Below are 13,048 nucleotides of genomic sequence, written 5' to 3' on the forward strand. Positions count from 1 at the left end.
GCGCAGGGCGTCCCGCTGCGCCGTCCCCAGCGCGTTGACTGTGCTTCCTGCCATTGCTGCCAGGGAATGTCTGGCTGCGGAAGGATTATTGAGCATGTCCTTATTGAGGGCTCCCAGGAAATCCGTGACAGCCTGATCCACGGAACCATTCCTGGCAGCATCCCAAAGCAGATTGGCTCCCGCCATGGAGTTGGCCGTGTCCGCTACGCCGGCATAGATATTGTCCGTCTGTTCTTCCGCCTTCAGAACCACCTTATCTCCTTCCTGCGCCAGATGGGCATTCTTGTAATAGGTGAGGAAAAGGCCTCCGACCGTCAGCGTATTTTCTCCCAGGTCAATCGTTCCGTTGCCGGTGAGCTCCATCAGCGTGAGTTCCATTGGATTGCCCGATTTCCAGGTGATATTGACGTCCGGGATGGAGGTGACATGGAAAGAGGCACCATCTTCAATGACAACGTCTCCGGAAGCCTCTATGAAGCTGGCGGTCATATCGGCATCAGTATTTAAGGTGAAAGTAGTAGTGGACCCGCTGCTGAAAGAAGCGTTCTCCACGCTCAGAGTGGTATTGACCGCCGTCAGGGAATTGTTGCTGGCCTGAATGGTCAGGTTGCCGTTGTTGACCAGATTGCCGTAACTGAGACGGCTTCCATCCACATCCGCGTTGCCCTGGAGGACCAGATTCCCTCCGCTGACCGTAAGACCGGTATCCGCGCCGGAGCTGCGCAGAACCTGCGTTCCCGCTCCGGAAACATCCAGCGTTCCTTCTCCCAGCGTCCCATCATATGTGTGAGTTTGGCCGGAAGCCGCCTGAATTTGCAGAGTCTGTCCATTCAGTTCCAGGGAACCGGAGCCGTTCAGTCCGCCGGCTGAACCGTCTGCCTCCAGGCTCAGGGAACCGCCCAGGTCCAGTACCACGCCGGAAAGCGTACTGTCCGCAGCCAGCCCCAAAGAAGCGCCCTCCGCAATAGCCAGCGTACCGGGTCCGGAAATTTCCGTATGGGAAAGGCCGTCGGTAGCGCCTGTCAGCGTCAATGTTCCGGAAGGAGCGATATCCAGCTTTCCGCCGTTGTCGCCGCCTGCCAGCGCCTGGGCCGTCGCGCGGCCTCCTATTCCAATCACCGCAGGGGAGCCCGCATCCGCGGAATTCAGATGCAGAGCTTCCACGTCAGCCGTGCCGTTGAGCTGAAGCGTTCCTTCTTCCGCAATGATATCCCCGGCCAGCGACACATTCCCGGACAGGGTGAGTTTGTTCGCTCCCGTTTTGACGAGGTCCGTGTTGGCCGCAGCCCCGTTCAGGCCGCTGATGTCCCCGGCAAAAGAAGTATCCACTCCCGCGCCGTCATGGAAAAGGCTGTTTTGCAGTTCAATGCTTCCCTTGTCCTCCGCCGTATTGGTGACAATCAGGCTGCCCGTGCCCGTCTGGCCCGGCTCAGTTCCCGGTGCGGTCAGGTTTTTGATTACCATGGAGCCGTCCGACTGGACATAAAGGTCCTGGTCCACAATGACGGCCTGGTAGAAGTTGAGGGACTGGTCCGTGACCGGATTGTCCGCGCTGCCCGCGCCATCCACGGAAGACACGTAAACCAGGTCCGTATCACCGGAGAGAACAATGCCGCCTCCGTTGACGCCCACGATGCCGAAGCCCAAAGCGGCGAAAAGCGGGTTAGCCGTTATGTGGCTCTTAAGCGTTTCAAGGTCCTGCGCAAAACTGCCGTTGGTCAGAAGTATCTCCAGATTTCCGGCCGCCGTTTTCATGGCATTCATGACGCTGGTGAGGTCCAGCGTCAGCGTGGAACCGTCTTCAAAGGAGATGCCGCCCAGATTGTCCCCCGTGCCCTCAAACTGAACCAGAAAATCCTCTCCCGAGAAGGGATCTCCGGAAATATTGCCCGCTCCCACCGCAAGGTTGCTGTCTGAGCCGTTCACCGTCCAGGTGGAACCCTGCTTGAGTCCGGTGAGCTGCGTTCCGGCAGCAGTGGTGACAACTGACCCCAGTCCGGCGGCATCCAGACCTCCCAGGGCAATATTGCCGGAATCGGCAATCGCATGGACATGAACCTTGTTTGCGTCCGTTCCTGCGTAACTTCCGGCGTTCGCCAGCGCTCCGGATTGAATAAGGATATTAGTGGTGGTGGCCGCACCGGAAAGGTCCAGCGTGCCCTTGGCCAGCGTCAGCGTCCCCGTCAGGCCGTTGGCGCGGTCCCCCACGGCAAAAGCGCCGGAGGTGCTGACCGTAAGACTGCCCGCTCCGGCAATGGTTCCGGCCCAGGCGGCGTTGTCCCCGGTTCCGTCGCCCAGCTGGACAGAAGAATTCTGGGAAATATTCAACTCTCCCGTGGTCGTATTCGCCCCGGTAAGAATCAGCTTGTCGCTTCCCTGAATGCTCAGGGAGGCCGTATCAATCACATTCCCGGCATAAAGCAGGTTCCCTGCCGTACCCGTGTAGTTGACGCGGTAGGTTCCGGTTCCTCCCAGGGAAACGGCCTTGATGAATTCGCCCGTATCCAGTGTGGACGCCGCACCGCCGTTGCCAAAGGACAGGATGGCATTCCCACGGCCGGAATGCACCGTTCCCATAAAACCGGTGAGATCTCCCGTAAAAATGGCCGTCAGAGTCGGGTCTCCGGCCGCCGTTATTCCGAGGTTGGCCCCCGCTTCGCTCGTCAGGCTTCCCGCCAGAACCAGCGTCTGGTTGGAATTGCCGTTCAGCCAGCCCCCAGCAGCCATCACATGGATATCGGCATTAATGGGATCGGCAGCGGAATTGACAAAAAAGCCGCGCCCATCCAGTTCCAGCGTGGCACCCCCGATTGCCGCGGCATTGGCGAAGCCGACTTCATTCCACGCAGCGTTGACGCCGTTGCCAGCCAGCCTCATGGTACCGGTAAAGCCGCTGTTGTCTCCGGTGACGGAATAGCGGCCGCCTCCGGGGAAGGAGCCTCCTTCCTTCTTACCGAGGACCAGTGTTCCGGCTCCGGTAATGCGGCCTGACAGAGTATCCGTATTTACGGAGTTATGGGCACGGTTGTCCTGTATCTGGAGAGTCGCGTTTTCAGCGATGGAAACATTGCCGCTCCAGGTTCGCGTAACGCTATTATCCCCAATGCTATAAAACAGGGTTCCTTCGTTTACGGTGATGGCGCCGGCAAAGGTTCCCCCTTGCACCGTATTGATGGTCAGCAGACCATTCCCGAGCTTGACGATATCCTTGTTTCCCAGCTCTTGGGTGTACGTAGCCCAGGATATATTATTCCCGTTCGTATTCACCCGGATGGCCGCCGTACTGGCGGCAGCGTCGATGAGGCCGGAAATATCCTGCGCAGCTCCCGTGCCATACGTGAAAGTGCCTCCACCAAAAATAATATTGTTGGTCGCTACCAGCCCCGTCGTGCCTTCCGTATTCAGCACCAGTTCCCCCCCGTTCAACGTTACCGTGCCGGTGCCCAGGCCCTGAACAACGTTGAGATTAAGGGTGCCGGCCATAATGGTCGTGCCGCCGGAGAACGTATTTGCGCCGGTATTTTCAATGGTCAACACCCCTTCTCCACGTTTAATGAGGGACATCGGTCCCGTCCCGTCCACAAGGGTCCCTGTTCCCGTGAACGTGTAGGCCGTTTCTCCATTGTTGACCGTAAGACGCGCGGAAGAAACATTCCCGTCTATAGTGACGGCGGAGGCGGATATGCCAGCCAGATCTTCAAAATTGGCGGATTTGGAAGCGTCATAGACGATTGCCGTTCCGTCCTTGTCCAGCCAGACGGCTGAACCTCCTGTCGCCGTCCAGGTGCCCGCACTTCCCCCGTTCCAGTTGAGGGCTTCGCCCAACGCCTTGACACGCAGGTAAAGAGTGTTTCCGGACAGTTCCAGGGCATAGGTATAATCTTCGGAAAGACTGCTGGAATCAAAAGAAAAATTGCTGGCCGTCAACGTACCGAAACTGCCTGCCGCAATCAGTCTGTAGTCATTTTCCATCGTCTGGTCCACTCCGCTGATCGTCAGGGTCAGCGTTCCTTCCGTACTAAAGGAGAGCGTGCCGCCCGACTGGATGACAGCGGCGCTGGAGGAATTCAGGCCCGTCAAATCCAGTGTCAGAACGGAAGCCGGGGAAAGAGTCATGTTGCCCGCAGAGGTAAGGCGGGCTCCGGCGCCCATCGTGATGGAGTTGCCGAAGGCCACTCCGCCGGCAAGCCCGAAACTGAGCTCCCCTGCGGAAACCGTCAGCGCATTGGCAAATCCGGCAGAGGAACCGAGCGTAAGTTTGCCCGCTCCGCTCTTGGTAAAAGCGCTGCGGCCATCCAGCACCGTCGCGTTGGCAATAAGGGCGTCCGTCCCTTCCCCCGCGGAAATCTCGTCAAATCCGGAAATCACGGCATTCTCAAACATGTCTTCGCGAGTCACGCCGTTCAGGTTCAACACGCTCCTGGTGACCGTATCTCCCCGGCCCTGACCGGATATGGTTGTCGTTCCGGAGAAAACGGCATCATTGCCCGTCAGGGTCACGCTGGCCAAGGCCGTAGTCAGGGAAGTGCCGTTGACCTTTTGGCCACCCGCATAAATGGAGGCATTATTGAACGTCCCGCCGCTGATGGAAAGATTGGCTTCTCCAATAGTCAATGCGGAATTGGCATTGTTGCGTTCCACGTAAGTGCCCAGGGATATTTGAGCTCCATCGAACGTGCCGCCCGTAATCGTTATATTGGTGGAACCGATATTTCCGGTAAGGGCGGCGGTAGCGGTTCCATTAATGTAGGAGCCGCCCCAGATTTGTCCCGTATACGTCCCGGACTTGAAGGTCAAATTGGTGGAACCTGTAATATTTAATGTGCTCTCTCCCGTTTCCACCCAGCTTCCCCCTGCAATCATGGCCGCTACCGTGTTGCCGCCCAAATCCAGCGTCATATTGGTATCCGCCAGGTTCCAGGCAGATGTGCTTAAACGGGCGCCTGCAAAAATTTTCCTGGTCCCGTCTCCGGAAAAAGCAGCGCCTGTGATCGTTGTCGCCACACCCTGCGAAAACAAACTCTGAGCAAAAGTCCCCCCCGTGATTTCTATGGAAGCGGACGAATGCTCTGCAATATTTGCGGCAGAACCTGAAGACGTCGCATCGGACAGGCCATACACATTCGCGTTGTACTGACCTCCCGTAATGCGCAACCTGGCCGTATAGGCGTTCGTCCCGTCTCCCAACTGAACCTGGCCTCTCCCCATAAGGGCAACGGAACCATTAAAAGTTCCTCCGTCCAGATTCAGAGAGACATTGCCGATAATGGTCGATTTCTGCCCTGCCCCGCGTGTCGTTCCAGCCGTTACCAGCTGAGCGAAAGTCCCGCCGTCTATGGTGAACGTCACGTCCCCCGTATGGCGGAAGGATTCCTGCCCCAGCCCTATGCACCAGCTGCTACTGGGATTGGAAACCGAAATTCCGGCCCATTCCCCGCCATGAATGTTGACGGTATATGTCCCCGTCGTCTGGTAGGCATCATTTTTATTTCCATCCCCCACCAGGGAAAAACCATTAATCGTGCCGGCATTCCGGTCCACATTGAGAGTAATGTCGGCGGACACAATCCGGTCCTGGTTGCTCCATCCCATCAACTGGGCATTGGTATTCAGCAGGGATGTTCCTTCCCCGATATTGATTACAAAGGAATTGTTCCCTCCGATGGTGACGCCTCCGGCAGTGCCCGCAACATTCCATAATTGCAGTCCTGTATAGGTTCCCCCCTCCAGATTGAGAACCCTGTTATAGCCGTCTTGATAGGTTCCGCTTGCCGTAATATCCGTTAAATAAATACCTCCGGGGGAATCCGCCTGGGTCAAGGGCTCCCCTTCCGGCGGCGTAATCGTATATTGGCCGTCAGCAAAAGAAATTGTCGTTTCTCCATTGCCCGTCAACGTATAGTCAGACCATGCCGGAGAAATGAAACAGGACAGAAGAGCGGATAAAAGAACCAGAGGCAAGTGCGGGCGCATAATGCTGTAACGTATTGATAATGAATAAAACTATTTTCAAGACTATATTCGTAGTAATAACTAACGGATTTGAAAACCGCAGATGATGTAAATAAGCCCAAATAATGATTAAAATATTAATGATGCAGGTTTTTGAAACGGACGGTCCCGTTTTTCCCTCTTTTCCTCTCAGGCCGTTCAATGTTTCTAAGGGGCTTGGCTCCAAAAATTGTCATTGACTCCGGATTTCAAATCCGACCGCTTATTTAACCCTTTTCCCCCAGCCGACGAAATATGCATGCAGGAAAAAATGATTTCTTTTCTTGCATTCCTGAAGAAGTGCCTGTATAAGCCTCCACGTCCCCGCCGCCAGGCAGGGACGGCATCCAAGGTTATGGAGCGGTAGCTCAGTTCGGTTAGAGCGCCAGCCTGTCACGCTGGAGGTCGCGGGTTCGAGCCCCGTCCGCTTCGCCACCTTGTTCAGAAGAAACAGCCGCCTCCGGGCGGCTTTTTTGCGTTCCAAAAACCAGAATCCCGGAAAACAGCCCGTCTTTCGGGAATGTTTTACTGGAAAAAGGGGCCGGACCCGTTAAAATGAGGGCCAGCATTACCATCATGAGCATACTTTCGGACCGTCTTTCCGAGGAAATACTGCAAGCCCGCCAGCGCGTCTATACCGTTGGCGAACCGACTCCTCTCCAGCGATTGAATCTGCCGGGCATCGAAGCCCCGGTATATGCCAAGAGGGAGGATCTGGGCCCCATCCGGGCTTATAAGTGGCGCGGAGCGTTCAATTGCATGGCCGCATTGAGCCAGGAGGCCCGAGACAAAGGCATTGTGGCGGCCTCCGCCGGCAATCACGCCCAGGGCGTCGCGCTGGCGGCCAGAGTCCTGAACTGCCATGCCACCATTTTCATGCCGCGCTCCACGCCGGAAGTGAAGCAGACGGAAGTGCGCCGCCACGGCGGCAGACATGTGAAGATTATGCTCCATGGGGACTGCTATGACGAGACGGCCGCTGCCGCCCATGAATACGCGGAAACCCACGGCAGCACGTTTGTGCACCCCTATGACGACCTGGTGACCATGGCCGGACAGGGAACGCTGGCGGACGAAGTGGTGATGAGCGGAGAAGGCCCTTTTGACCGCGCGTATGTCGCTATCGGCGGCGGCGGCCTGGCCGCATCCGTAGCGTGCTGGCTGAAAAAGTTCTGGCCCCGCATCAAGGTCATCGGCGTGGAAGGCGTTGACCAGGCTTCCATGAAAACCTCCATTGAACAGGGACGCCGGGTGAACTTGGATTACGTGGACGTCTTCTGCGACGGCACGGCCGTCCACATTCCCGGAGAATTAACCTATCCCCTTTGCCGGGAACTGGTTGACGAGTTCGTGACCGTTACCAATAATGAGGTCTGCCAGGCCATCCGGGCTATGTGGGAATCCTCCCGCGTCGTGCCCGAACCCTCCGGAGCCATGAGCCTGGCAGGATTCTTGAAACAGTGGAACCGGGGCGAAGTACAGCCGGAGGAAAAGAGCTTCGTGGTCATTTCCGGAGCCAATATGGATTTCACCCACCTCACCCAGATTGCCCGGCAGGCGGGCATCGGCAACCACGAAACGCGCTATCTGCGCATTTCCATGGATTCCAAGCGCGGCCAGGTGCTTAAGTACCTGCGCCACATGCCTCAGGATACGACGCTGGTGGATGTGCAGTACGGCAAAACGGAAGGAGACACCCAATACCCCGTGTTCGGCATTGCCGCTTCTGATGAAGACCTGGACACCATCCGCACAACACTGAAGAAGAAGGGAATCGAATTCGAAGATATCAGCGAGGACGACGACGTGCGCTTCCGCATGATCCACTACCAGCCGGAGCTGTGTCAGCACCCCCTGTTCGTCCACATTGAATTTCCGGAACGCGCAGGAGCTTTCCTTGACTTCATGGAACGTATCGCGGATCTGGCTTCCCTCTGTTATTTCAACTACACCTATACCGGAGAACGTGTAGGCCGCGCCCTGGTGGGCATGGAATTTGATACAGCGGAAGACCGGGAAACCATTCGGGAACGCATGAGCGCCTTTTCCAAAAACATCATCAGGTCCATTCGGGAAATTTCCCCCGAGGCCTTTCAGCGGATCATGGGGGGCAGACAGTTGACAGGCAATCATTGACAGTCCACCCATCCAGGGAGCTTGAGAAAGATCGGCTCCCTGTGCTCATCACGGCCTTTTTCTCCCATGCTTCCCCCCGTTATCCTGGCCTCCCAATCACCCCGGCGGCGTGAATTGCTGGAAAAGGCCGGCATTCCTTTTTCCGTTATTGTCCGGGACACGGAAGAACTGAAAGAGGCTTCCATGCCCCCGCAGGAACTCTGTCTGCACAATGCCGCCGCCAAGGCGGAAGCCGTGTTCCGGGAACATCCGGATTCCACCGTCATCGGCGCGGATACGCTCGTTTTTCTGGAAGGCTTGCCTCTTGGCAAACCGGGAAATGAAGAAGAAGCCCGGACTACGCTCCGGAAGCTCTCCGGACACACGCACCATGTATGCACGGCAGTCGCCATCCGTTCCCCGCTGGGCATGAAAGACCTGGCCGTGCTGACGGAAGTGACGTTCCGGAAGCTGACGGAAAGAGACATCCGCCGTTACATGGAACTGGTAAACGTGATGGACAAGGCCGGCTCTTACGCGTTCCAGGAATACGGGGAGATGATTATCTCTTCCGTGCGCGGGGATACGGACAACGTCATCGGACTGCCTGTCAGGGATGTGGTGACATGCCTGAACGGCCTGGGATACCGGTTTTGACCCGGCCACGCACCCGGGATTCAGGAACAGGGGGTTACCTGTCTGCCAGGAATGATCCCAGTTTATTATAAAAGGCCACAGGAAGCACGGCTTCCAGCAAGGTCCCTTCCTCCACATATTCCGTAGAGAAAACCTTGCCTTCACTATGCATGGCGGCCACCAGGTCGCTGCGGGTATAAGGAATCAGGAATCGGGCGCGCCGGACACGGCTTTCCAGCATTTCCACGCAGGCATTCAACAGGTCTCCCGCACCGTTCCCTTCTTTCACGGACATGGCAACCACCCTGCCGCTGAAATGGGGAGCCAGCAGCGTTTCCAGAGCTCCGCGCCGTTCTTCCGGGACCAGGTCCACCTTGTTTAAAACCACGACCATGGGCTTGTCACCCGCACCCAGTTCATCAAGAACCTCCAGAGTCGTTTCATAATGGCGCACGGCTTCCGGGTCGGAAGCGTCCACCACCTGAATCAGGAAATCCGCCAGAACGGCTTCCTCCAGCGTGGACTTGAAAGCCTCCACCAGGCGGTGCGGAAGGTTGCGGATGAAGCCTACGGTATCCGTCAGCAGCAGCGGCTGCCCGTGGGGAAGCTCTATTTTCCGCGTTGTGGTGTCCAGCGTAGCAAAAAGCATGTCCCGGGCCATGACTTCAGACCCGGACACCAGGGACAGGAGGGAGGATTTCCCGGCATTGGTATAACCTACAATAGCAGCCGTGGCGACGGCCTGGCGCTCCCGTTCCTTGCGCTGCGTAGCACGCTGCCGGGTCACCAGAACCAGTTCCCTTTGGATAGCCTCAATTCTGGCGCGCGCCAGGCGACGGTCCACTTCAATCTGCTTTTCACCTTCCCCCCTGGCTGCTCCGCCGCCGCCCTTACCGCCGCCGGAGCCTCCGCCCTGGCGGTCCAGATGGTTCCACATACGGGCCATGCGCGGCAGAGAATACTGCATGCGGGCCAGTTCCACCTGCAGGGTAGCTTCCCGCGTCCGGGCGCGCCGGGCAAAGATATCCAGAATGACCTCTTCACGGTCAATGACGCATTCGTCAACAAGCCGCTCCCATTCCCTCTGCTGGGAAGGGGAAAGCATATTGTCAAAAACCACACAGTCCGCCCGGCAATCCAGCGCCAGCTGCTTCACCTCCTGCGCCTTTCCGGTACCGCACAGGAATTTGGCGTGCATGTCCCTGGATTTGATGAGGTGCTTTCCTGCAATGCCGATGCCGAGGTTGGAGACAAGATCTTCCAGCTCATCCAGCATGGCCTGTTTTTCCCCGGCCTCGGAGGGATCGAAGTAGATAGAAACGAGCATGGCCCGTTCCACCATTTCCGGTTTTTCGCGGATTTCAAACATATGGGGAATTTAACGGAATTGCTTGCTGGAGGTAGGCTGGTAATCCTTCAGCGCGAAGTCCGCGGGCTTATGACAGTCACAACCGCATGAAGAGAGGAAGCCGGCCACGCATGCCAGCGTCAAAAAGCTGATCAGTCTCATGCGGCTATGAGACCCGTACGACGTACCCTAGGCAAGCAAATTTTACTTCATCGCCATTACTTTTCTCCAAATCCGGGACACAGGCATTTGACCGAGCCTTTTCCCCTCTCTTCCGGCCGGGGCCAGCCGGAAAAGCACGCGGCAGGAACAAAAACCTCCCGGCAACAGCCATCCGCCGCCTTTCAAGGGACTTTATCCCCTGCCGGAATCAACTTGATTTTTCACCGCCTTCCGGCAACCCTTCCCCCGCCTCCAGGCTGCTCATCCATAAATTCCATTTTTCAATGAAAGCGCGGTCCATCTGAAGCAATGCTTTTTCCTGCTGTGCGGCGGAAATGGTTCCCGTCAATCTGCCAAAAATAAGCAAAGGCTTGGCATACGTATCCGCCAGGGGAGAGAATTCCGCAGGCTGCTTCTGGCGGCATTCCCGCGCCAGAGCATGCAGGGAGTTGAACGGAAGCGCGTCCCAACTGACCTGGTACGCGCCGCTTCCTTCCCTGCTGTCCTGAGGTTCCACGGTCAGCAGATGCCCCTTCATCCCTTTCAGGCGCACCCTGGAGCCATCTTTGAGCGCCAGGGGTTTCCCCGGCCTCTTTTCCAGCAGTGCGGGCAGAAGTTTCTCCATGCGGGAGAACAGCGGCAGCATCTGGTCCGTCATTTCCCGCCGCATGGCCAGACGGGCCTTCACCTCAGGAGAGGAAATGATTTTTTCCGCCTCGCCATAAACAGCGGAAACTTTCTCATAATCACCGCTTTTCTTCATCACATCCTCCGCTTCCCGGCAGATGTCCTCATAGCTTCTGGATTGGGCGGCCAGCAGGATTTCCCTTCTCTTTTCCTCCTCCAGTTCTTTTTGCCTTTCCTCCTCCTTTTTCCTTTCAGCCGCCTTCACGGCTTCCGCAGCCTCCCAGTCCCGGGCAGCCTGGTACCGCATCCTCAAATGATCCAGTATTCCTTCCAGCGCGGCATAAGCCGGAGACATGGAAGGGACGTCTCCAATCATCATCTGTTCCCGCAAAAAGTCCGCCGCGGACCGCTTGGCCTCCACTTCCGCCACTGTTTTTTCCGGCATGTCCTGAAGACGTTTCAAGCGCGCGTACTGATCCGTATACATTTCAAGATTGCTGAGCCACGCAGAAGCCAGCTCACGCACGTTCCTGTCCCGGTCGTCCGCCGCATCAGCAGCCACCCGGTCCAGAAATTCGCCGTATTCCGGCCATCTCCCGGCAAAGTACCAGGATTTCAACGCCATGCCCACATAGTAATGCACGGCCAGATCGGAATTGGAGCGCAGTCCCGGCATCCGGGAAGACCAGTCCGCGGAACTCAGGTACATGATCAGGTTGCCAATGTCCCCAGAGCGTTCCAGTTCTTCAGGGTCCTCGCAGGCTTCCATCTTTCCGCCCAGTTCCTCCAGACGCTCCACCCCTTCCGGGAACTGGCCGCGCACCCACATGCACAGCACCTGGTTTAACCCGGCCCACAAAGATGTGGAAAGGGGGCAGTCCGGCTGGGCCGCCAAATCGCCGAACATGGCGGCGGCTTTCACCAGATCCCCACGGTTCAGGGATTCCTGGGCTTCGTTAAACAGTTTGCCAAAGCGTATGCTGCGCTCCAGCCGCGATTCCTCCCCCCTGCCTTCCGGGACCGTTCCAGCCGCAGGAGAAATGGATGGAGACGGAGTGTCGGGAGAAGAGGCTACGCCCTCCCTCCACTCCGCCCATCCCCAAACGCCCCATGCCAAAGCCGCTACGGAAGCAATGGAAGAGGCTACGACCATGCGGCATTTCCTGCGCCGTGCGCGCCGCGCCTCCACCGAACGCCGTTCCGCCCAGGTGAGACCGGATTCCTGCATGGCCCGGGCATATTCCTTCAGGGCCTGCTCCACGGCATCCATCAATTCGGGATAGGAAGAAAACCTGTCTTCCCTGTCAAAAGCCATCAGCCTGTCCACAATGAAACAGGTCATGGGAGAAACGTCGTTCACCACCTGCTCCAGGCGAGGGAGATTTTTTTTGTTCTCCAGAAGAATATCGGAAGACTGGGAGGCGTCCACACGGGGAGGCAAGCCTACGAGCAAATGGTACATGGTAGCTCCCAGAGCGTACATGTCCGTACGGAAGTCCTCCTCTCCGCGCAACAGCGTTTCCGGCGCGGCGTAATAAGGGGTGACCCATATTTCCCGCTCCATATCGGATTCACTGTGAAGCAGGGACAGGCCGAAGTCCACAATCTTGGCGTCGCCGTCAGGGGACAAAAGAACGTTGGCGGGCTTGATATCCCTGTGCATGAGACCCGCATTCCACGCGGCGTCCAGCCCGCGCACGATATCCTGCGTCAGGCGCAGCACCCTGTCTTCCGGCACACGTTCCTCCGCGGCGATCAAGGCGTCCAGTCCATTGCCTTCCACCAGTTCCATGGCAATGTAAAAAAGGCCCTGGTCACGTCCCACGGCATAAATTTTCACCAGGTTTTCATGGGAAACCCGCGCCATGATCCGGGCTTCCCGTTCAAAACGTTCACAGCGCAGGGCATCTCCGGCATAGGTATCGTTCAGCACTTTCAGGGCCACTTCCCGCCCCAGAACGGCATCCTCCGCACGGAACACCACGCTCATGCCGCCTTTTCCCAGCTTTCCGGTAATATGGTAGGGCCCCATACGCGTTTTTACGCGCGTCAGCGCCTGGCAGCCCGGGCAAATGGCGTTGGCGTACAGCGGCAGCAGGGAAATATCCATGGGCTGTCCGCACGCCGGGCAATTGACGATGTTTTCTTGCTGGGGAACCATGAACGCAG

6 protein-coding genes and 1 tRNA gene are annotated in these 13,048 nt (G+C 57.3%); 3 read left to right on the top strand and 4 right to left on the bottom strand.

What is annotated here, in order from left to right; all coding sequences use genetic code 11:
* A partial coding sequence (locus tag B3075_RS06650) for a beta strand repeat-containing protein (RefSeq protein WP_290492055.1) occupies positions 1-5,973 on the bottom strand: 5,973 nt, incomplete at its 3' end.
* 375 nt (positions 5,974-6,348) lie between these two features.
* On the opposite strand from B3075_RS06650, the gene B3075_RS06655 reads away from it, so the two are divergent.
* From B3075_RS06655 to B3075_RS06665, 3 genes are all read left to right on the top strand, one after another.
* A tRNA-Asp gene (locus tag B3075_RS06655) sits at positions 6,349-6,426 on the top strand.
* Positions 6,427-6,567: 141 nt separating this feature from the next.
* Positions 6,568-8,127: a pyridoxal-phosphate dependent enzyme gene (locus tag B3075_RS06660; RefSeq protein WP_290488214.1), complete on the top strand. Its 1,560-nt coding sequence runs from the start codon at positions 6,568-6,570 to the stop codon at positions 8,125-8,127.
* A 66-nt stretch (positions 8,128-8,193) separates the two neighbouring features.
* Entirely contained in the window at positions 8,194-8,763 is a 570-nt protein-coding gene (locus B3075_RS06665; protein ID WP_094136851.1) for a Maf family protein, read from the top strand.
* A gap of 34 nt (positions 8,764-8,797) precedes the next feature.
* On the opposite strand, the gene hflX is transcribed toward B3075_RS06665, so the two are convergent.
* The 3 genes from hflX to B3075_RS06680 form a co-directional block, all read right to left on the bottom strand.
* Positions 8,798-10,111 carry a GTPase HflX gene (gene hflX / locus B3075_RS06670; protein WP_094136850.1) on the bottom strand — a complete coding sequence of 438 codons (1,314 nt, stop codon included), beginning with the start codon at positions 10,109-10,111 and terminating at the stop codon, positions 8,798-8,800.
* 9 nt (positions 10,112-10,120) lie between these two features.
* Positions 10,121-10,252, bottom strand: coding sequence for a hypothetical protein (locus B3075_RS06675; RefSeq protein ID WP_290488213.1), 132 nt, complete (start codon positions 10,250-10,252; stop codon positions 10,121-10,123).
* Between the two features lie 208 nt (positions 10,253-10,460).
* Positions 10,461-13,040, bottom strand: a complete 2,580-nt coding sequence (locus tag B3075_RS06680; protein ID WP_290488212.1) for a serine/threonine-protein kinase — start codon at positions 13,038-13,040, stop codon at positions 10,461-10,463.
* Between the last annotated feature and the right edge of the window lie 8 nt (positions 13,041-13,048).

Origin of the sequence: Akkermansia sp. UBA7090 (genome assembly GCF_002493465.1) — a bacterium.
GTDB lineage: Bacteria > Verrucomicrobiota > Verrucomicrobiia > Verrucomicrobiales > Akkermansiaceae > Akkermansia > Akkermansia muciniphila_A.

What these genes read in the sequence shown, in the direction of transcription:
- B3075_RS06660 (WP_290488214.1), top strand. Translation starts at nt 6,568, where the DNA reads ATGAGCATACTTTCGGACCGTCTTTCCGAGGAAATACTGCAAGCCCGC.
- B3075_RS06680 (WP_290488212.1), bottom strand. Translation starts at nt 13,040, where the DNA reads ATGGTTCCCCAGCAAGAAAACATCGTCAATTGCCCGGCGTGCGGACAG.
- hflX (WP_094136850.1), bottom strand. Translation starts at nt 10,111, where the DNA reads ATGTTTGAAATCCGCGAAAAACCGGAAATGGTGGAACGGGCCATGCTC.
- B3075_RS06675 (WP_290488213.1), bottom strand. Translation starts at nt 10,252, where the DNA reads ATGAGACTGATCAGCTTTTTGACGCTGGCATGCGTGGCCGGCTTCCTC.
- B3075_RS06665 (WP_094136851.1), top strand. Translation starts at nt 8,194, where the DNA reads ATGCTTCCCCCCGTTATCCTGGCCTCCCAATCACCCCGGCGGCGTGAA.